At 37.0% G+C, this 21,339-nt stretch carries 20 protein-coding genes and 1 riboswitch; of the genes, 13 read left to right on the top strand and 7 right to left on the bottom strand.

Features of this window, described 5'->3' with window-relative positions:
• Nucleotides 1–174 precede the first annotated feature (174 nt).
• From ACIPKN_RS24240 to ACIPKN_RS24250, 3 genes are all read left to right on the top strand, one after another.
• Nucleotides 175–705, top strand: coding sequence for a GNAT family N-acetyltransferase (locus ACIPKN_RS24240; RefSeq protein WP_400941128.1), 531 nt, complete (start codon nucleotides 175–177; stop codon nucleotides 703–705).
• A gap of 189 nt (nucleotides 706–894) precedes the next feature.
• The gene (locus ACIPKN_RS24245) at nucleotides 895–1,110 is read left to right on the top strand and encodes a hypothetical protein (RefSeq protein ID WP_400941131.1); all 216 of its coding nucleotides are present in this window, start codon (nucleotides 895–897) and stop codon (nucleotides 1,108–1,110) included.
• Nucleotides 1,111–1,358: 248 nt separating this feature from the next.
• Nucleotides 1,359–2,135 (top strand): class I SAM-dependent methyltransferase, encoded by a 777-nt coding sequence (locus ACIPKN_RS24250; protein ID WP_400941134.1) that lies wholly within the window; start codon nucleotides 1,359–1,361, stop codon nucleotides 2,133–2,135.
• 132 nt (nucleotides 2,136–2,267) lie between these two features.
• Here the strand turns inward: ACIPKN_RS24250 and ACIPKN_RS24255 are convergent, their stop codons facing one another.
• Nucleotides 2,268–2,666 carry a glucosamine 6-phosphate synthetase gene (locus ACIPKN_RS24255; protein ID WP_400941136.1) on the bottom strand — a complete coding sequence of 133 codons (399 nt, stop codon included), beginning with the start codon at nucleotides 2,664–2,666 and terminating at the stop codon, nucleotides 2,268–2,270.
• A 295-nt stretch (nucleotides 2,667–2,961) separates the two neighbouring features.
• Between ACIPKN_RS24255 and ACIPKN_RS24260 the strand changes: the two genes are divergently transcribed.
• The 9 genes from ACIPKN_RS24260 (at nucleotide 2,962) to ACIPKN_RS24300 (ending at nucleotide 13,966) form a co-directional block, all read left to right on the top strand.
• On the top strand, nucleotides 2,962–3,573 hold the full coding sequence (locus tag ACIPKN_RS24260; RefSeq protein WP_142507732.1) for an undecaprenyl-diphosphatase: 612 nt from the start codon (nucleotides 2,962–2,964) through the stop codon (nucleotides 3,571–3,573).
• A 517-nt stretch (nucleotides 3,574–4,090) separates the two neighbouring features.
• Nucleotides 4,091–5,914 (top strand): IucA/IucC family protein, encoded by a 1,824-nt coding sequence (locus tag ACIPKN_RS24265; protein ID WP_400941139.1) that lies wholly within the window; start codon nucleotides 4,091–4,093, stop codon nucleotides 5,912–5,914.
• Nucleotides 5,886–7,640 (top strand): IucA/IucC family protein, encoded by a 1,755-nt coding sequence (locus ACIPKN_RS24270; RefSeq protein WP_400941142.1) that lies wholly within the window; start codon nucleotides 5,886–5,888, stop codon nucleotides 7,638–7,640. The genes ACIPKN_RS24265 and ACIPKN_RS24270 overlap by 29 nt, the downstream gene beginning before the upstream one ends.
• The gene (locus tag ACIPKN_RS24275) at nucleotides 7,637–8,875 is read left to right on the top strand and encodes an AMP-binding protein (RefSeq protein WP_400941145.1); all 1,239 of its coding nucleotides are present in this window, start codon (nucleotides 7,637–7,639) and stop codon (nucleotides 8,873–8,875) included. The genes ACIPKN_RS24270 and ACIPKN_RS24275 overlap by 4 nt, the downstream gene beginning before the upstream one ends.
• A complete protein-coding gene (gene asbD, locus ACIPKN_RS24280; protein WP_400941147.1) occupies nucleotides 8,872–9,129 on the top strand; it encodes a petrobactin biosynthesis protein AsbD in 258 nt (85 codons plus the stop codon). Before ACIPKN_RS24275 ends, asbD begins: the two co-directional genes overlap by 4 nt.
• A gap of 13 nt (nucleotides 9,130–9,142) precedes the next feature.
• The gene (locus tag ACIPKN_RS24285) at nucleotides 9,143–10,117 is read left to right on the top strand and encodes a DUF6005 family protein (protein ID WP_400941149.1); all 975 of its coding nucleotides are present in this window, start codon (nucleotides 9,143–9,145) and stop codon (nucleotides 10,115–10,117) included.
• Nucleotides 10,114–10,938: a sugar phosphate isomerase/epimerase family protein gene (locus ACIPKN_RS24290; protein ID WP_400941152.1), complete on the top strand. Its 825-nt coding sequence runs from the start codon at nucleotides 10,114–10,116 to the stop codon at nucleotides 10,936–10,938. Before ACIPKN_RS24285 ends, ACIPKN_RS24290 begins: the two co-directional genes overlap by 4 nt.
• A gap of 731 nt (nucleotides 10,939–11,669) precedes the next feature.
• On the top strand, nucleotides 11,670–13,367 hold the full coding sequence (locus ACIPKN_RS24295; protein WP_400941154.1) for a hydrogenase maturation protein: 1,698 nt from the start codon (nucleotides 11,670–11,672) through the stop codon (nucleotides 13,365–13,367).
• 101 nt (nucleotides 13,368–13,468) lie between these two features.
• Nucleotides 13,469–13,966, top strand: a complete 498-nt coding sequence (locus ACIPKN_RS24300; RefSeq protein WP_400941157.1) for a YfbM family protein — start codon at nucleotides 13,469–13,471, stop codon at nucleotides 13,964–13,966.
• A gap of 265 nt (nucleotides 13,967–14,231) precedes the next feature.
• Here ACIPKN_RS24300 and ACIPKN_RS24305 read toward each other — a convergent pair whose 3' ends face one another.
• The 5 genes from ACIPKN_RS24305 to tenI all read right to left on the bottom strand — a co-directional run bounded on the left by ACIPKN_RS24305 (nucleotide 14,232) and on the right by tenI (nucleotide 18,083).
• Complete coding sequence (locus tag ACIPKN_RS24305; protein WP_400941159.1) at nucleotides 14,232–15,251, bottom strand: thiazole biosynthesis adenylyltransferase ThiF; 1,020 nt, start codon at nucleotides 15,249–15,251, stop codon at nucleotides 14,232–14,234.
• Nucleotides 15,248–16,015 (bottom strand): thiazole synthase, encoded by a 768-nt coding sequence (locus ACIPKN_RS24310; protein WP_400941162.1) that lies wholly within the window; start codon nucleotides 16,013–16,015, stop codon nucleotides 15,248–15,250. The genes ACIPKN_RS24305 and ACIPKN_RS24310 overlap by 4 nt, the downstream gene beginning before the upstream one ends.
• 2 nt (nucleotides 16,016–16,017) lie before the next feature.
• Nucleotides 16,018–16,221 carry a sulfur carrier protein ThiS gene (gene thiS / locus ACIPKN_RS24315; protein WP_400941164.1) on the bottom strand — a complete coding sequence of 68 codons (204 nt, stop codon included), beginning with the start codon at nucleotides 16,219–16,221 and terminating at the stop codon, nucleotides 16,018–16,020.
• 11 nt (nucleotides 16,222–16,232) lie between these two features.
• Nucleotides 16,233–17,363, bottom strand: coding sequence for a glycine oxidase ThiO (thiO, locus tag ACIPKN_RS24320; protein ID WP_400941166.1), 1,131 nt, complete (start codon nucleotides 17,361–17,363; stop codon nucleotides 16,233–16,235).
• The gene (tenI, locus tag ACIPKN_RS24325; RefSeq protein ID WP_400941168.1) at nucleotides 17,364–18,083 is read right to left on the bottom strand and encodes a thiazole tautomerase TenI; all 720 of its coding nucleotides are present in this window, start codon (nucleotides 18,081–18,083) and stop codon (nucleotides 17,364–17,366) included.
• A riboswitch (TPP riboswitch) is annotated at nucleotides 18,083–18,190 on the bottom strand. (Overlaps the previous gene by 1 nt.)
• Before the next feature lie 219 nt (nucleotides 18,191–18,409).
• On the opposite strand from tenI, the gene ACIPKN_RS24330 reads away from it, so the two are divergent.
• Nucleotides 18,410–18,706 carry a hypothetical protein gene (locus ACIPKN_RS24330; RefSeq protein ID WP_400941171.1) on the top strand — a complete coding sequence of 99 codons (297 nt, stop codon included), beginning with the start codon at nucleotides 18,410–18,412 and terminating at the stop codon, nucleotides 18,704–18,706.
• 331 nt (nucleotides 18,707–19,037) lie between these two features.
• Here the strand turns inward: ACIPKN_RS24330 and ACIPKN_RS24335 are convergent, their stop codons facing one another.
• Complete coding sequence (locus ACIPKN_RS24335) at nucleotides 19,038–21,212, bottom strand: DNA topoisomerase III (protein ID WP_400941173.1); 2,175 nt, start codon at nucleotides 21,210–21,212, stop codon at nucleotides 19,038–19,040.
• Nucleotides 21,213–21,339 lie beyond the last annotated feature (127 nt).

Consider the following 21,339-nt stretch of genomic DNA (forward strand, 5'->3'; position numbering starts at 1 on the left):
TAAGGCGCTCCCTGTTCAAAATCGAACAAGAAGTGCCTTATTTTTATCTGAGAAAGGTTCGCTTTTATGAAAACGTAAGTTTTTCAGTGCCCTCCTTTCTATTGGGTGTGCTTTTTTGTTTTTAAAGGATTTTACTAGAAGTGTGGAGAATAGATGATTAAAGGGGGAGAATGAATGTTTCCTAATTTAGAGACAGAAAGACTTATTTTAAGAGAATTAACGCAGGATGATGCGGAAAGTGTATTTAATTGCTTTTCTCATGAAGAAGTCACTCGCTATTATGGACAAGAGCCATTTATTGATTTACAGCAAGCAGAAAGTTTAGTGAAATTATTTTCAAAGAACTTTGCTGAAAAAAGAGGGATAAGGTGGGGGATTGAAAGAAAGGAAACAAAAGGTATAATCGGGACAATTGGTTATAACGCTTGGTCGCCTACCCATAGACGGGCAGAGATCGGTTATGAAATTCATCCTGATTATTGGAGAAAAGGATATACTCAAGAAGCGGTTACCGAAATTGTGTCGTATGGCTTTGAGCATATGGGTCTTACTCGTATAGGTGCTGTTGTATTTATAGAAAATGAAGCCTCGAATAAGCTGCTAACTAAAGTGGGCTTTCAACAGGAAGGAATTCTTCGAGATTATATGTATCAAAATGGTCAGGCGCATGATACATTTGTCTATTCCATATTAAAAAATAGATAAGTATGTTTTTTCTCGACAGAAAATTCTATTAACCATAGGAAATATAGTTAAGGCATTGTTATATACCTTTTATTGGTTAATAAATGATAACTAAGATATAGTTTTGCATTTGCTTTTTTCGGTTATAGTGCTAGTAAAGGCTAGGATTTTTATTAGTGGTGAAAAAGTAACAGTAAGGGGCTTTGTGAAATGGGAATACAATATAGCACAGCTTATTTTGAAAAGTTAGATTTACTTGAAATTCTATATGCGGGGCAGGCAGCATTAAAAGAAACGCTACCTACGCACAATGCCAGTAAAAATTATTTAGAACGCTTTGAACAAATAGAAGCAGCCATTGCTAAGCTAAATAAGGAAATTCGAATCCTTGAGCTAAACATCATCCAGTCTTTAGATATAGAATAGTTAAAAGTAAAAAAACTCATGCAATAAATAAAATGCGTGAGTTTTTTTGTTGCTTCAAACGATCTTAAACTTCTCCCTCCTTCATAAAGTTAAAACTTTCAAAAATCAGAACGGATACTTTGATAATAAGGATAACTTATGGAAATCGATAATTAACATTGGTTTTACTTATATTACGAATGATTGTAAAATAATGTTAGCGAGGAAATCCATATTGATTGGTAAAAAAACAGAAAAGAGTGATGAAGATGGGCATTGATTTTCACAACAAAGACAATCAAACTACTTATACAACTCGACAGGCTGACCACTCGTGGATCGAAGCAATGAAAGAACTTGTCCCTAACATGAATACTTCGAAGGCTGCAGATATTGGTTGTGGCGGAGGCATTTATGCTAAAGCATTAGCAGATATGGATGTACCTGCTGTAATAGGTGTGGATTTTTCACAGGCTATGCTCGTTGGGGCAAAAGAAAATTGTAAAGACTATGATAATATTACTTTCAAGCAAGGAAATGCATTGGCTACAGGTTTAGACAATGACAGCTACCAGTTAATACTAGAAAGAGCTTTAATTCATCATATCCAAGATTTAAAAGCTTGTTTTCAAGAGGCATATAGAATTTTGGTGGATAAAGGGATATACATTATCCAAGACCGGACACCTGAAGATTGTTTATTAAAAGGTGATGACCACCATATTAGAGGCTATTTCTTTGAGCGTTTTCCAAAATTAAGAGAGCAAGAAATAAAACGCAGACATAGAAGTGAGCTAGTAATTGAGATACTTAAGGCAATTGGGTTTAGCGAGGTGCAAGAAGTAAAGCTATGGGAAACAAGAAATGTGTATGAACAAAAAGAGCAATTGTTAAAAGATTTACGGGAAAGAACAGGCAGAAGTATTTTGCACGAGTTAGACAATGAAGAATTAAATGAATTAGTGAATTATATGGATAAGTCGATTTCAACTGAGAGTTTTATAGTTGAAAAGGACAGATGGACCATTTGGAAAGCTGTAAAATAATTTATTTTTTTAAAGTGTGTTGTGAGGAGTTATCCGCTGGTTGAGTGGTTCAATCCGTCAGTAGGGCTCTGCTATCCGTCGATTCGATTAAAAGAAGCTCTCGTTCGCTTTCAACCGAGAGCTTTTAACTATTTATTTCCCTACTAATGCGAGAAGGTATTGATCTCGATCTGCTTCCTCTTGCATTTTATTATCGACTAACATTGCACCGTACCTCACATTTGTCATATCACGATCAACTAAAAATTGAACATTCACTTTTGAGGCTTTATTATTGACTGGACAGTCTCCTTTAAATTCTACAACATCCTGTCCTTTTTGAGTTTCAAAATACACCCAGTATGGATTTTGACAAGCGCTAGCAAATCCCGATTCTATTGTTTTACTACTATTTTCGAAAGAATAGTTTTTTACATATGTAATATAGTCATTATCCGTAATGTCCTTTTGTGGACCGTAAAAATACCAGAACACCCCTAAAATTCCGATTGGCACAATCCACAGTATATTCCTTTTGCTTAATTTCCCCATATTTGATGCCCCCTTTATTAAAATATTTTATCATCTTTATACTTATTTTTGCTAGCTTACTATAATATTTTCTAGTTTATGATGCAATGTTGTAAAAACGGATTTGGTAGAGAAATTGATTTTTTTCAGATTCATCTGCGGTTTATTGAAGAAAGGGGATTTTTTTGTAAATAAAAGAAACTATAAGGCTTATGATGACGTCATGTATGAAAGGGTAAGCAAGTATTTAACTGGAAGCAGTGCATATTTGAAAAACGTTAATTTACTGAGAAATTAAAAGCAAGGAGATTTAAAAATGAATTATGGAATATTTCAATGGATTAATGATCTAGCTGGTCGCTATCCTTTGCTGGATAAAGGGATGATTTTCATCACTGATAGCGTTCCTTATATCGTTATCGTATTCATGTTATTTTTATGGTTTACAGCAAACAAAGAAAAAAGGACAGAAAAACAATATACAGCTTTTTACATTGTCTTTACATGTTTACTTGGATTGGGTCTAAACGCACTCATTCACCTATTCTACTATCATGCACGACCATTCATTACATATGATGTTCATCAGTTAGTACCACATGCTGATGATTCTTCGTTTGTAAGTGATCATTCAGTATTAGTATTCGCTCTAGCGTGGACGTTACTTTTACGAAAAGACTCGTGGAAGTATCCGGTATTAGTATGGGCCATCTTAGTAGGTATTTCACGTATCTTCGTCGGCGTACATTATCCAGCCGACGTGATTGGTGGAGCCCTTCTGTCATTTGGGGCAAGTTTAGTCATTATCAAGTTCTCCAAAGTATTGGAGCCGGTCGTACAAGTTCTATTCAATATTTATAACAAACTAACGAAACATATCCCTTTTTTAGCAAAGTTCGGTCATAAAGATCTAAGTCAGGGGAATTAATAAAGTATAGATGAAGAGTCGCATATTAATGCGGCTCTTTATTTTGTCAACAAAAGAATAAAAATAATGTGTATTCAAAAACAACAGTTAATTCACTCAGAGATAGCGTTTTCTCCTTGTAATATTTTGTCGTCACAATAGATCACAAATCAATAAAATCGGATAACTGATATAAGAAACGATCTCTGCTGCTACAGTTTTACATATTTCGATGGCTTGTATTGCTATATAGGTCTTTAGACATTTGACCATTTATGTATTTCCTGTATTATGTAAATATGGTTGAAAATGATAATCATTATCAGTAGTGTCGCGTAGTTATAAATTTACTATCATCCTATAAATTTTTAATGTTCTTTTAATTACTAGGATCATGTATCATTTGTCAGCAACACATTTGTTTCCATTTACTTCTTATTATCAGTCTTGCTAATTAGGAAGACAAATTTTTTTAACAATTGATGAGAACTATTATCATTTACTAGGTGGAAGATTCTGTGAAAGGATGGCTAATTACATGCAACAGATTGCTAAACAGATTGCAGAAAATGCAACGTTTCAGGCGTTTATGAATTGTTATATACGAGAAGTGAAAAGCGGACATTGGATCACAAAGGAGGAGTGGATAACAGAACAGCGACTAACTATCCTGATTACAGAGGGACATATGTTAGAGCTTGAGTTGCCGATACAAAACATCCGTATTGCATTTGGTGTGGAATACAAATCACTTGTTGGAAGACATAAATTTGGTGTTTCGTTGAAGTATTGTACGAATAAAAAACAATGGCTTGTCGAAGATAAATTAACGATACTCATCATGCTCATTCAAGAGCTACATTTAATGACTAAGGCGGATGGATGTCCTGGATTTTCTCCCCATTTTGATGAACTCATGCTGCGCATAATTGAAAGCTATCAAACAATGGCAAATTATATTGAAAACAGTTTGGAAGATAAGAAACAACATGGAGCAAACGTTACATTTATTGAAGCTGAGCAGTCTCTCTTATTTGGACATTGGCTTCATCCGACACCTAAAAGCAGACAAGGTATGGCAAATTGGCAACAAATGAGTTTTGCTCCAGAGCTACAAGGATCTTTCCAACTTCACTATTTTCGTGTGGACCCCAAAATTGTGAAAGAGTCCTCTGTATTAGAAAAAAGTGCGAGTGAACTCATTTATCAGTCTTTAACAAAATCACAACCTGATTTTGTTATGTCAGAGAAAGATTACCTCATTCCGATGCATCCGCTTCAAGCACAGTGGCTTTTACAGCAACAGTATGTAAAACAAGCGCTTGCTAAAGGATTGATAAAATACGAAGGTGCGCTTGGGGCATTGTATACAGCAACCTCTTCGATAAGAACAGTATATAGCCCAAATGAAGAGATGATGTATAAGTTTTCAATTCCTGTAAAAATAACGAATTCATTGAGGGTAAATAGAACGCATGAACTAAAAGCTGGAATAGTTATGGCTCGGTTAATGAATAAGATTAATTTCTCGCAAAATTATCCATATTTCCGGATGATTGATGACCCAGCCTATATGACTGTAGAGTTCCCAAATCAGACGGAATCAGGGTTTGAGGTTATTTTTCGCTCTAACGTATTTCCTAAAGGACATGATGAAGGAATCTGCATGATCGCTACTCTTGTGCAAGAGCCCTTACCAAATGAAAAATCAAAATTGTGTCAGCTCATTATGAAAATCTCACAATCAGAATTCCGCTCTTTAGAGAGTGTAAGTTTAGATTGGTTTAAAGTCTATTGGAAATGTGCAATTGAATCATTATTAAGATTATACGATGAGCATGGGATAGCTCTCGAAGCACACCAGCAAAATAGTCTGTTAAACATTTCTTCAGGTTATCCAACTACTTATTATTATCGTGATAACCAAGGTTATTACTTATCAAAAGCATATAAAGAAGTACTTCTTTCAATAGAGCCTTCTTTACATGAAACAGCTGAGCTATTTTACGAAGATGCCCTTATTCATGATAGATTTACATATTATTTGTTTATGAATCAATTGTTTCCCGTTATTTCCCGTTTTGGAGCAGATCAGCTAATCGATGAAAAAATTCTTTTGAAGTGGTCTACCGATCAACTCTACTTATTAGAAAAAGAATTCACAGGTTTCGGGAAGGCATTCGTTCGTAACATTCTAAAACAAGAAGAGCTTGCGTTTAAAGCAAATCTATTAACAAGGTTTCATGATGTAGATGAACTAGAAGCCGAACTTGAACAAGCGGTATACACGAAAATTCCAAATCCGTTCGTTCTTCAGTATGAGGAGGCAGAGTATGCAGCAGCTACAGCCTTTAGCTTCTAAACAAGGAGAGCTACGTGTAAGGCGGCAACTTGTAGAAGCAATGATTTTTGAAGGACTAATTAAATATGAAGAAACACGTTTAGATAAATGGACTTCAATTTTTACGCTTGTTGGTCAGAAGTGCACCTATCGTTGTGAAGGAAGAAGAATGGCATTTGATCGCATCCGAATACAGGGAGAGAGTATTTTTCTAGTAGGAAAAGATGAAACATTACTAGAAGCAACGCTTGAGGATCTAGTAGATGAATTACTTTCGGCTCGTAAAGATAAAGTACGATTACTGAAAGAACTTCATTTAACGAGTAAGCTATGTGAATGGAATGATCGCCATCTCCAAATGCCGATGTCGAGAAGAAATTCGAGCTATGAAGAATTAGAATCAGAAATCATTGAAGGACATCCATATCATCCTTGTTTTAAATCCAGAACTGGTTTTACGATCAACGACCATAAAGACTATGGCCCTGAAGCAAAGCAATCTTTTTCTCTTGAATGGGTTGCAGTGAGAAGAAGCTACGTCCGAATTTCTGTTCTTGAAGAGGAAGAGAACTTTTGGAAAAGAGAGCTAGGGCATTTGCTGTGGGAAGACCTTCTTGCAACGCTAGCGGTATTCGATGGAACATTTGAAGAATATACGTTTTTACCTGTTCATCCTTGGCAATGGCATAACATGAAGCAAGAACTAGCTAGATTAATGGAGCAAAAAGATCTAATACCTCTAAATGTGCAAGGAGATTACTATAGGACAACCCAATCAGTGCGAACATTATGGAATTTTTCAAATCCAAAAAAGGCGCAATTAAAATGCTCGATGAATATGGTGAATACCTCTTCATTACGAAAGTTACATGCTCATGCTGTTTGTGCCGCTCCTCATATTTCAGCATGGCTTAAACAGGTGATTCAATTAGACGCCTATTTACAAGAGGAAGCGTCTCTTGTTGTGCTGGAAGAATATGCAGGGATTATTTTTGAACCGAATGCAAACAAACATAGTAGCAAACTAGAAGGTCAGCTTGGCTCAATATGGCGAGAAAGTGTGCGCTCGTATATGAAGGATGAAGAGGAAGCGGTACCGTTTACGATACTAATGATGATGGAGATAGATGGGCGTCCATTTATTGATGATTGGCTTTGCCGATATGGAACGGAGGAATGGGTAAAACGCTTGATCGAAGTGAGTGTTATTCCTGTGTGGCACTTGCTTGTCGCCCACGGTATTGCTGTGGAGGCCCATGCGCAAAATATGATTTTATTACATCAAAATGGGTGGCCGACTCGGGTTGTACTGAGGGATTTCCATGACAGTATCGAATATATGGAAGAATTCATTGCAGACAGAAGCCTTGTTCCAGACTTTGAAACGATACACGATCGTTTTAAAGATGCACCTGTCGATCATTATTATTGGATGTCTTCTGTAGAGGCTTTACGAGAGTTAGCTATGGATACACTATTCGTGTTTCATTTAAGTGAACTATCTTATTTGCTAGAAGAGCAGTATGGATTTGCAGAAACACATTTTTGGAGTCAAGTTAAGGACGGAATACAGAAGCATTTTGAACGCTTTCCATCATTATGCTCAAGAAATGAACAGCTTCAACATACTAGCACACAAATTTATGTTGAATCTTTGCTAACAAAGAAACTTCAAAATCAAGAAGAAGGTAATTTTCGACATATCGTCAACAATGCGTTGGCGCAAGCGGATAAAAAGGGGAAATGATGATGTTTTATGTCAATGATCAATTTTATACAGTAGAAGATATCGAGAAGCAATTTGAACTATTTGAAAGCTTACCGCATCTAAGGGAGTGTAACAATCGCAGACTTGCTATTTGTACGGATGACACTTTCCAATATATGGCCCTTTGTTTATACATTCGCGAAAAAGGTGGATCAGTTGTCCCAATCCATCCAGCGACGCCAAAAGAGGGATCTGTACGGCTTGCTTCTTTAGCAGGTAGTCATCTTTTGATGTTCCAATCGATTGATACTTTCATCGAACTATCAAATCATTCCAATAACCAAGAAGGCGTATTAGTTCAAATGAGCTCAGGTACAACAGGAACTCCGAAATGTATTGAACGAACGTGGAGTGCAGTGGAAGAAGAAATTGAAAGTTATGTGGAGACTTTACCTGTCGATTCCTTGACAAATTCTGTTGTCGCTTGTCCAGTTACTCATTCTTATGGATTCATTTGTGGTGTTTTGGCTTGCATAAGAAGGGGAGCAATGCCAGTTATTATTACGAACAGTAATCCTAAATATATTTTGAAAAAGCTAAAAGAATATCCTAAGCACATACTCTATGCGGCTCCAGCGTTACTTTATACATTAAGTCGATTATTACCTATTGATCAACAATTTGATCGTGTGATGACGTCAGGAACTATGATGCCGCATAGCTGGTTGACATCATTAAGAGAGAAATCTCACCAAGTATTACAGCAGTATGGATGCTCTGAATCCGGGTGTGTTGCGATTCATCCTAATGTGAAAGATCCGAAACAAATGGGCTACCCCCTTCCTCATGTGAAGGTGACAGCTGGTGAAAAACAAACACCGAGCGAAATTATCATTGAATTGTCTACACAAACAATTTATACAAAAGATCTTGGCTATATAGAAGATAATGTTCTTTCTTTTCTTGCAAGAATGGATGACACGATTAATGTAGCAGGCTTAAATGTGTATCCGCAAGAAGTTGAAACCGTGTTAATGGATGACCCAAGAATAGTCGAAGCAGTCGTATATAAGAAACAAGACAACTTATCAGGAGAGCGAGTATGCGCACTATACGTGTCTACCGAACCGATAGATAATATGGAGCTTAGAGAATGGTGCCGGAAATATCTCGCTCCACATCAAATTCCGATGGAGTTTGTGTTTGTTCATGAAATTGAAAAGCTACCTAATGGAAAAGTAAGTAGAAAAAAACTTGGAGGCATACCAGTATGACGCGACAACAAATGATCAAGAGCATCTATGATATTTTGGATAATTCGTTAGAGTTGCAGACACTGTCTTCTTTTAATGAAGATGCCCGATTAAATGAGGATTTGTATATGGACTCCATTATGGTCCTTCAACTGATTCTTCATATAGAGTTGGATCTTGGCATTTCCATTCCTGATGAGGTTCTTGTTCCTAAAGATTTCAAAACAGTAGGAACACTAGCAAGCTTTTTAGAAAAACAGCAAAAGGTAGAATAATCGGAGGCTAAAAATGATAAAAGTTCATTGTTTTGTAAGCTGTGTTTGTGAGGTTATTAAGAGATCGGAAGGCGTCGATCATAGGCCTTACTATTTTGGGGTATGGGACGCAGATTTTGATGTGCTCGATAATGGAGTGCTAACATACCACTCTGATCAAATTGATCATCATTTCTTTCAAACATGGTATGAAATGCTCTATGGAATCAAGCTATACAAATGGTATGACGACAAGCAATCAAAACAAGAAAATATAAACAAACTGCTAAAGTTATTAGAGAATAAATCTCCACATCAACATGTGATGGTGATGCTGGATTTATCGATGCTTCCAGAGCGAGAGAATAAATTTCATCAACGTCCATTCCCTCATTATGTGATGCTAGAATCGACAGAAAATGAAGAAGAATGGTTTATGTATGACCCTGATTTTCGCTGGGAAGGGATTTTACCGAAGGAGAGAATTTTAGCTGCAATCCAAGAGCCAACTGTCGAAGGTGGTTATTACTTTAATTCTGAGACGATTATTGCGCCAACTACAGAGACGGTTGAAGCCTATTTTAATACATGTATAAAGCTGCATTGTAATCCGTTGACAGATGCAATTACCGAGATTATTAAAGGGTATATTGCAGGAAAAGAACAAGAAAATATGTCAAAACTTCCGACTGCATTAAAACAATTGCCGGTTATAGCGATCAGAAAATATGCGTATGAACATGCGTTTGCATTTTTTTGGGAAGCACTTGGCCGCGATGAGGAAAGCTTTGACACATGGTGTGATGATATTGAGCGTTTAGTGAATGGCTATACAACGATTCAGTATCGAGTGATGAAACTTGCGATGACGCAAGATTTATTATTAGCTGAAGATATTTTCGTGAAGTTAGAAGAACAAAATCTCCTTGAGTTCAAGATTAAGCAAGGGTTACAAGAATGTTTTCAAGCATGGTTAACATTACAGCACAAGAAAGAGGTCATATTATGAAACTATCTATCTGTACGATTTCGTTTCGACACCATCTACATTCGATTGATCAATTAGCTCACTTTGCAAAAACTCAAGGTTTTCAAGGAATCGAGCTCTGGGGTGTTCATGCAAAAAACTTGGCAGATGAACTTCATTATGGAGCAGATTGGTTAAACTCCTACGGTTTAGAAACGAGTATGCTTAGTGATTATTTGCCATTAGAAGCACCAATTTCCGAGATGATGGCTGAAACAGAGAAGTTATCATCACTTGCAAAGCGCTGGGGAACGAATAAGATTCGTACATTTGTAGGAAAACATGGCAGTTCAGACACAAGTAAAAAAGAAAGGAAAGAACTTATTTCCAGGCTTAGAATGCTCTGTGATTATCTTGAGTCAAAAGGACAATATTTGCTTGTTGAAACTCATCCGAATACATTGACAGATAATCTACCTTCAACGATGCAGTTACTCGAAGAAACGAATCACTCAAGCCTACGAGTGAACTTTGACGTTTTGCATATATGGGAATCAGGGATAAATCCTATTGTCGCCACAAAGCAACTTCGTCCTTATATCTCACATTTTCACTTTAAAAATATTGCCTCACGTGCACAACTTGATGTTTTTTCTCCAAACAATGTTTATGCTGCAGCAGGGTCTAGAGAAGGGATAGTTCCATTGTTTGAAGGTGCAATTGATTATAAAGAATTTCTAGCAGAAGTACTTTCAATCGTGGAGGTAGATGCGTCATTGGAATGGTTCGGATCGAATGTGAAGAGCGTATTAGCAAAAGATGTACAGGAGGTTAAGAAGGCGTTGCAGTTGGTACAAGTATAATATGTAAAAGCTAACTAACCGTTTTCGTAAATAGAGAGAGGCAGAGAAATCAGTAAATTTTTAAAGGGAAATCCGAAAAATCAGAAAAAGTGCGGGAAATCAGGAATTGATTTCTCGCACTTTTTAAAGTTTTGACTAGTTTTGTCCATTCCACCTCATCAGCAATAGATACTTTTACTGAAACGCCTTCAGCTTAGTGGACTTAATTATAACCAATTTACTTTACCAAAGCGTACTCATCAAATGACGAATAATTGAAAAACTAAAAATGCAAAAAGTCTTTTTCTGAAAAGTGGGTCAAACTATTGATATATCACCATTTCCAACGTTTATAAATTGGTTATTATTGATAATTTGTCTATTATATGTCAATTTTGTGATTTTGAAGTTTTTTAATTTTATTTATTTTGTGTCTTGCATTGACTCACATCCTTCGAAAAAATAAAATGAGAACATTGGGAAAATTTCCTAATTAAAGGGCGCTTCTGCAAAAGGATTTTCAGGGCTTGAAATAGAAAATGCCCACTTGTATGATGCATGATTGTCAACTAGAAAATGACTCATCATCACATAAGGAGGACTCCATTAATACGAACCAAAAGACCAATCAAGTATCAGAAAAAACGCACGCCATTGGTTCAATGGGGTATACATTGTGTATCTAAAAACAATAACAAGCTCTGTTATATTTTGTTTATCACTACCTAATAGAAAGATATTGGAGGATTAAAATGAAAATTTTATTTATAACATCCGCACATAACAGCATGAGCCAACGCTTTTACGTTGAATTGACAGATAGAAAATATGAAGTGGATATTCATATCACCACAACAATAGATGCAATGATTCAAGCAATAGAAGTTTCAAAGCCAGATTTGATTATCTGTCCGTTCTTGAAGACCGCCATCCCAGAAGAAATTTGGAAGAAGTATGTATGTATTATTGTACACCCTGGTATTAAAGGGGATAGAGGACCTTCTTCTATTGATTGGGCGATCATGGGGCAGGAGAGAGAATGGGGAGTTACACTACTTCAAGCAGAGCAGGAAATGGATGCAGGAGATATTTGGTCTACAAACAATTATTCGATGCGTGAAGTTAGTAAAAGCACGCTATACAGACATGAAGCAACACATGCAGCTGTAAAAGGATTACTTGATTTATTGGAGAAGTTTAAGGCGTATCAAAAGGGAGAGTATTTTCCTGAACCATTAGATTATAATAATTCAAATGTGAAAGGTACACTTTTACCAACAATGAAACAATCTGACCGTAGAATTCATTGGCTTAGTGATAATTCTGAAACTATTGCAAGAAAAATTCGTGCTGCTGATAGTAACCCTGGAGTTCTCGATACTATATTCGGTGGAGAGTACTATTTATTCGGTTGTCATGTAGATGACAGAATAGTTGGGAATAGTGGGGAAATTCTTGGCTATCGTGATGATGCAGTATGTGTAGGAACGATTGATGGGAGTGTTTGGATTAGTCACGTAAAGAAAAAAGGAGGGATAAAATTACCAGCATCCCTTGCTCTATCACATTTATTAAGGAATGTTCCTGAATTACCTATTAATCCTTTTGACGATATTGAAGGGAGAACATACAGAGAAATCTACTATAATGAAAAAAATCAAGTAGGATACTTGCATTTTGATTTTTATAATGGCGCTATGCACACCTCACACTGTAAGAAACTTCAACAAGCCATTATAGAAGCTAAAACAAAAAATAGTAAAGTATTAGTTTTAATGGGTGGGCATGATTTTTGGTCTAATGGTATTCACTTAAATACTATTGAATATGCTGAAAATCAAGGGGATGAATCGTGGGAAAATATTAATGCGATTGATGACATGATTCTTGAAATTCTAAATACACCAGACAAAATTGTTATGACTGCTATGCAAGGAAATGCTGGTGCAGGAGGGGTCATACTAGGTCTTACAGGTGATTTTATTTTTGCAAGAGAAGGTGTTGTTTTAAATCCTCATTATAAAAAAATGGGGAACCTATATGGTTCAGAATATTGGACGTATTTATTACCAAAACGTTTGGGGAAAGAGTTAGCTTTTGAAATTACTGAAACATGTCCTGCCATAAGTACATTAAAAGCAAAAGAAATCGGATTAATTGATGATTATTTTAAAGGCAATGTCCAAGAATTTGATGCAAAAATACAAAAAGTTGCTGAATATTGGGCATCTTCGTCTCTTTATGATGAAATTATTGCAAATAAACAAGCAGAACGAGAAAGAGATGAAAAAGAAAAGCCATTAGCAGAATATCGCCATGAAGAATTAGAACAAATGAAGATTAATTTTTATGGAGAAGATAAAAGTTATCATCTTGCACGGAAAAAATTTGTCTATAAAATAGCTTGCGATCAGCCAAGCGTTCTTCTAAATGATAAAATAACGATTTGAAATAATTAGTGCTAATTCCCTTTCATCAGAATGGGGCGGACCAAACGCCCCGTTTTGAATGATGAGATATAATTGATAGAAAATAAAGGGGAAGATACACGATGGGAATTATGGCCAGTTACTTATCATTAAACAATGCTTTAGCGGATGAAATTGCCGACTTAAATAATTTCCATATCGTCAAGCGACTTGAGGAGCTTATGGAAAATCATAGCTGTCCCGTAAATGAAATGGATAAATTATGGGACGGATTGCATTGTTTGCTAACAGGGATCTCTGCCTCACAGCCAATCGAGAACCACCCATTAAGCGAGGCCATTGTCGGCGTTCACGTGCTGGATACTGAAGAATTTGTCAGCGTCATTGGTTCTGAAGAGCTTCCCCGGATTTTAGAAGCTCTTCATTCTATGGATAGGACTGTCTTGCAGCAACAATTCAAGCCAGCAATTTTTAGAGCCAAACAGATTTATCCGGATATTTGGGCGGACGATGAAGCCGTGGAGCTTTTCGCAGAACTTATAGCGGAACTCGATCAATTAATCCATTTTTATGAACAAAGCCTTGCCCGGGGGCATGACATATTAATCAGCATTTATTAAAACCGCATCAATCTTAAACTGTACCCTATCGAGAGATCTACTCGATAGGGTACAGTTGGAGATACGAAAGGGTTTATTATATATCCTACCAAAGCGGTACAAGATAGGGGGAAAATGGAGTTGCTACGCGGTGCTTATGAAGGTAAATTTCAAAAGCAGTATATAAAAAGAAAACCCGAACTATTAGGAAACATTAAATGCATTTCGTCATGTAGTTCGGGTTTTTCAACAGCTAAAAACTTTTTGTCCAGCCTCATTCAAATTTTTATCCTAAATAGCGATGATACAGTGTTTTCGCTTCTGCAATATCTTTTGTTCCGTGGATTAAAACTCGCCCGTCTTTAAAAATAACCAAACGGTGATCATCGACAGTATAAGATAACAGATAAGGGTTGCGCTGAACATTTCCGCCTTGCTGCAAAAAAACTTTTTCCAGTTTGGCTAAATCCTGTTCTTCTTGCGCGGAAGGCCGGATTTGAACAGAATCTCTTCCGCATAGTATAGCTGTTTTTGTTTGATTTTCAAAGGATAGGTAGGGATATGTCCGATTGTTCCCGCATGATGGGCAATCATCTTTTTTCATCTTATCCACTTTTATTGCACTATATTGGTTTTTCCAAAGATCAAAAGATAGTAATTTATTCCGCAATGCTGCTGTATCATCCACTAATATTTTTAAAGCTTCACTTATCTGATGGGCAGTAACCATTTGCACGGTAGGACCGATGATTCCCGCGGTATCGCACGTTAAACCTCCGATAGGAACTGTTTCCAATAAACATGAAAGACAAGGGTTTTTTTCAGGAATGATCGTATATGTAATACCATAGCTCCCCACACATGCGCCATAGATCCAGGGTACTGAGTATTTTTGCGAGACATCATTCATCATCATTCTTGTTTCAAAGTTATCGGTCGCATCAATCATGAGATCGGCCTGTTTTGCCCATTCTTCTAGCTCAAACACTGACGCATCCGCTACTATTGCTTCGACCGTTACAGTTGAATTGATGGCCTCCAGGCGTTTTTTTGCTGCAATCGCTTTAGGCATCCTGTTTTTTGCATCATCTTCAGCGTATAGCTGTTGACGCTGCAGGTTTGACCATTCCACATAATCTCGGTCCACAATCGTCAGTTTACCTATTCCCGCGCGGACTAGTGCTTCGGCATTTGTTGTTCCCAGCGCTCCAGCTCCAACAATCAATGCATGTTTAGCTGAAATTTTTTGCTGTCCGGATTCCCCAATCGGTGCAAATAATTGCTGTCGTGAATAGCGATCATTCATCCAATACTCATCCCTTCCAAAGGACTGCTCGCTGTGGCATAGCGTTTCTTCGGAATTCTACCAGCTTCAAAGCCAAGGCGTCCGGCCTCAATAGCAAGTTTCATAGCTTTTGCCATCTTGATAGGGTCTTTTGCGGCAGATACAGCTGTGTTTAATAAAATTCCATCAGCACCCAGTTCCATTGCCATTGCTGCATCAGCAGGAGAGCCGATACCAGCATCGACAATAACGGGCACCGTTGCTTGTTCAATGATAAAACTCAAGTTAAGCGGGTTAATGATTCCCCGTCCGGAACCAATCGGTGAGGCTCCTGGCATTACGGCATGGCAGCCTAATTCCTGTAGCTTTCTGGCTAAAACAACATCATCTGATGTGTACGGAAGAACAATAAACCCTTCCTTTATTAATTCTTCTGTTGCTTTTAACGTTTCGATAGGGTCAGGAAGCAATGTTTTGTCACATCCAATAATCTCTACTTTAATCATATCGCAAAGGCCGGATGCTTTCGCAAGCTTTGCAATGCGGACGGCCTCGACTGCGTTTTTGGCTCCTGCTGTATTTGGCAATAAAGTATATTTTTTAGTATCAAGCTTTTCTAAAAAATTTGGCTGGTTCGCTTCAAAGATATTCATTCTCCGAACGGCAAATGTCAGGACTTCTGCTTCCGATTCAGCAACAGCCTGCTTTTGGATATCAAAATTAGGGTATTTTCCTGTTCCAAGCAGCAAACGGGATTGAAATGAATAAGGACCTATTTTTAACATAATTATCCGCCTCCAACAAAATGTACAATTTCAATGCGATCCCGGTCAGAGAGCCGGGTTTCCTGATGATCAACTTTGTTCAGGATCTCTCCATTTACTTCAATTACAACTACTTTATCTAGCAGTTTGTAATATTCGAGCAGATCCGAAACGTACACAATTTCCTCTGACAACTTCAAATTTTCTCCATTTAGTATTACTTCCAAGATCTGTCCTCCTAACTAAGCAATATTTGAGATCGATCAATGCGAAACGCAGAAAGAAACTGCTCATCTTCCACTTGACCTGTAAGCAACTGGGCTGTGAGTTTGCCAGTAAGTGGGCTTAATAGAATTCCGTTTCGATAGTGTCCGGTAGCTACAAATAGCCCCTTAATATCAGGATGCTCGCCAATATAGGGAATCCCATCATCTGTCTGCGGCCTTAATCCTGCCCACACCCGTTCCCACGGGGCATCTTTCAGCTGGGGAATCAGCTTAACGGCTTGTTCAATCAAGGTAGAAATTCCTCCAGCCGTTACTTGTTTATCAAACGTATTTTCCACGACTGTGGCCCCAATGTAAATTTCGCCATTCCGCTTAGGAACAAAATAACAGCGTTTATCTGAAAAAATCGACCTGTGAACGATTGGCTTATTCGGCTTTACAGAAAAACATTCTCCTTTCACAGGATAAACGGTCATGTTGATCCCCGTATTTTTCATTAAATCGGCAGCCCAGGCGCCGGTAGCGACAACGACCTGTTCACAATAGACGGCTCCCGCTGATGTGTATACTCCTTTGACAACACCGTTTTCATAGATAAAAGAAAGGACCTCTGTATTTTCGCGGATTGCTGTACCAAAATGCTCTGCTGCTTTTGCGAAGGCAAGTGATAATTTTGCAGGCTGAACATGGCCGTCATTTGGAAGGAACATAGCACCGACAACAGTTGGTGCTAATGCAGGCTCCATTTCTCTTACTTGTGTTGCATCGAGCCATTGGATGCCGGAATTCCAGTTCTGCTGGAACAATACCTGACTTTTTAACGCTGAAGCTAATTCATCCGTTTCTGCAATTTTTAACATGCCTTTATTCACAAATTCGATATCGATCCCCGTATATTCTAGTAATTCGTTGGTGATGGAGGGGAACATCGCCTGGCTTTTTAATGCCAATTGGAAAAATGGACCGTCGTGTTCAATTTCCGCTTGTGCTGCCAGCATACCTGCTGCTGCACTGGAGGCTTCGCAGGCCAAAGTTCCTTTTTCAAGAATGACGACTTTTTTTCCTAGTTTAGAAAGTTGATAGGCAATGGAAGAGCCATTAATTCCTCCCCCGATAATGGCAACATCAAATGTATTTTTCACTCAACACATCTCCATTTTAACTTCTTTTTGGTAGCCTTTTATTGCAGCTAATGGATCATCGGCGTTTAAAACGCCCGACATCATAGCAATACCGTCGGCCCCGCTGTTTATCACCTGTTTAGTATTTTCAGGAGCAATACCGCCGATTGCAATAACAGGAATATCTAGTGAACCAGTAAGCTTTTTTAATTCCTCTAAACCCCTTGGTTCCAATCCTGGTTTTGATTGGGTAGAAAAAATATGACCATATATCACATAGTCGGCTCCCAAGCGTTGAACCTTTTTTCCTTCTTCGACCGAGTGAATGGAGCAACCAACCGTCAATTGAGGAAAGTTGGTTTTAATCATAGATGCATCCAAACTATGATAGGCTAGTTGGACTCCTTTCGCACCTGTAATAACGGCAACATCCACCCGGTCATTGATGATTATTTTGGATAACGGAACGCCAACTCGGGAAAGCAGGTTGACTGCTTCATATAATTCTTTTGCCGTCATTTGTTTTTCACGCAAATGGATAGCGTCGGCATATGGATGGATGTCTGCTAAGATTTCACTTAGTTGTTCCATTGGCATTTTTCCATTAGAAATGAGATGAATCGCTTTTGATAATAGGGTAATGGGGGTCACCTCTTTAAGACTTATCCGCCTTCCAAATGTAGGATGCAAAAAAGCCACTTTCTTTTTGGTAAAGAAAGTGGCTGGAGATGAAAAGGACAAATTTCCGTACACCACTTCCCTACGCTGGCATTAACCAGGTCAGGTTCATAGAGTCCCGAAGTCACACTTCAATCTCAGCCTTTACAAAGGCACCCCTAGCGGATAAGTTATATATTTTATTCGATTTATTTTCAATATTAGCACTATTCATAAAGATGTCAATCATTAAGAACTAAAGTGAATAGATTACTAGGGGTTCCATTTAATGGGAAGTTTAGTCATGTTGAAGTTTTCTTTGATAAATTAGAAAGTATAGATTTCCAACAAGAAACTCGAAATTATTATTTTTATTTTAAAGGATTAGAAAAATTCGAGAAATTTTTGAAATGATATGGTTAGGATCAACTGAATTTTATCCTTCTTATGATGTACCAGAAACTTTGTATAAAGATACAATGTATAATAAATTTTACGAAAGAGAATGGAATGAAATAATACCGGAAAATCGTGAAGAACTTAATTTAATCAACGTTGATGAGTATTCTATGTTAATTGCTCTCATTAAATTAGCTGATTCGGATCATCTTGATGTATTCTTCTTTATACTTGAGAAGAATATTGTATTTAGAGGAAATGGATTAGCATTTATCATTTATCGCGAACATAATCTTGATCTATTTTAAAAGATAGCTAATACCGAGAGACTCTCGCTGGATTAGGGTATGTATTAATTCAGATGTCACCATTATTTTTAGAGATACTTAGAGCGATTGATAAGGTTGTTTAATAGAAAAAGACCACTCCGTGATGGGTGGTCATATTGTTTAAAAGGAGACCGACTTAACCGACTAAAAACCGACCGAAGAAAGATTATTAAAGATTTTCTTTTACCTTTAATGATTTTTAAAGATAGTTAGCAAACAGCAAGATACTGATATATAAAGCTTTTGAGAATCAGTGATTTTATAAGAAAGGTCGGGTCATTCAACGATATGTCGAAAGTAGAATTGTTAGTTATTGTGGAAATTTAAAAGTAATCTTACGTTCTTTTTCATCCCAAATAAGGTGGGCATTAAAAGATTTCTCGCCTTTTTGAAATCCTTTTATCAAGTCTGTTTCACCAGCTGCCAAGAGTTTTTTTATATTCGATTGTGAAATAGTTTTTCTTAAAAGTTTCTTTGAAACCGAGAATTTACAATTAGCTGTTTTATAATTTGAACAGCCGTAAAAAATGCCATGATCTATGATTGACCCTTCGCAAAGGATACATTTCCCAACAACTGTTTTTCTTTTATTATATTTTTTATTATACGGATTATTTGCAGTGATTTTATCGACTGCATTTTGATTAAATGCCCATTCCTTTTCACGCTTGTTAGCATCTGAAATCAATTTGTCAGCAAGCTTTTTTACTTGTTCCATAAATGCTGTAGGAGAAGCGTTGCCTTCACCTATTTCAGATAGTCGTTGCTCCCATTTGGCTGTCATGGAAGGGGACGTTAAGATACTTTCACCTAGTGCCTCAATGAGTAACATTCCTTTAGCCGTTGCGAAGACTTGGTTTTTCTTAACTTCAATATAGTTTCGATCTTTTAATGTACCAATAATTCCAGCGCGTGTAGCTTCAGTACCTAATCCTTCCGTTTTCGATAGGACCTTTTCTAATTCCGCATCTTCTAAATGTTTACCCGCTGTTTTCATTACGGTAATCAAATTTCCTTCAGAAAAACGATTTGGTGGCTGGGTTTCACCTTTTTTTACGTTCGCTTTCGCAACGATACCTTGCTCATTTTCATGTAATAGGGGGAGCAGTTCATCTTTGTCTGTAGGTGAGTTATCTTTAGAATGATAAATAACCTTACGCCAACCTTCTTCCATTAGCACTTTACCCTTAGAGATGAATTCTGCACGTTTATCAACAAGTGAATGAATCGTTGTGTAAGAAAATATGGCATTGTTGTAATGTGCTGCAATGACTTGTCTTGCAATTAAATCATAAATTTTTTCTTCTTCTGTACTTAGCTTTGCTACGTCTGGTATTTGCTCGGTAACAATAATTGCATGGTGATCGGTTACTTTTTTTTCATTCACATATCTTTTATTATTCATAATTGAACTTGTCGGTGGCGGAAGAAGACTTTTGTATTTATCAATTTTACTTAAATGCTCTAGTATCTTTGGTAGTGTTTTTGCTTCTTCATTCGTTAAAAATTGTGAATCAGATCTTGGATAGGAAACAACGCCCTTTAAATAAAGTCTTTGCAAAATATCCAGCGTATTTTGTGGTGAGAATTTATAAGCTTTGTTTGCTGTAGCTTGTAATGCAGATAAGTTGAATAACAATGGAGGAGCATATTCCTTTGTTTCTCTTTTAATACTATTAATTTCTACTTTTTTATTGATACAGAAATTAGCAATAGCATTAGCTTGTCGTTCTTCTTGAACTCTTGAATTGTTATCTTTATGCCATTTCGCTTTTAACAATTTTCCATCAAAATTAAACTCTGTTTCCACTTCCCAAAATGGTTCTGATTTAAAATTCGCAATTTCATGCTCCCTCTTTACTATTAGTGCAAGTGTAGGTGTTTGTACACGACCAATTGAAAATACATCTTTCACGCCATTTCTTTTGAGGAGTACCGTGTATAATCTAGATGTATTAATGCCAATTAGCCAGTCTGCACATGAACGACTTAGTGCTTCAAAATAAATGTCGCGTGTCTTCTCTTCTGGTAGTAAATTTTCAAACCCATTTTTTACAGCGTTTTCTGTTAAAGATGATATCCAGAGACGTTTCATCGGTTTATTAACACCGCATACTCTTAAAATGGTACGGATAATCAATTCACCTTCACGTCCAGCATCACCACCAATAATGATTTCTTGAATGTCTGGTCTTTTTACTAAACTTTTAATCACATTAAATTGTTTATACTTTGACTTAGTCACTTTATATTCAAATCGATCTGGAATAATAGGTAAAGTTTCTAATGTCCATTTTTTCCATGTAGGATTATATTCTTCAGGGGCTTTCAGTTCACATAGATGTCCAATCGCCCATGTGATAAGTGCTCCACCTGGAAAGTATGTGTTTGGCTTAACTTCAAAAAAACCAGGTTTTTTTGTAAAAGAAAAGGGGGCAGCTAATTTTGCAGCCTGGTCTGGTTTTTCTGCAATTACTATTTTCATATGCTCTTCTCCTATTAATAATAATTACAACTTTATGTTTAATAATTATAAATGAATTTTAAGTATAACGGTTATATTAATAATTGTGTCCTATCTTTTATTAGGAAATCCAATTATGTTGACTAAT

This window comes from Lysinibacillus sp. NPDC086135 (assembly GCF_044746345.1).
Taxonomy (GTDB): domain Bacteria; phylum Bacillota; class Bacilli; order Bacillales_A; family Planococcaceae; genus Lysinibacillus.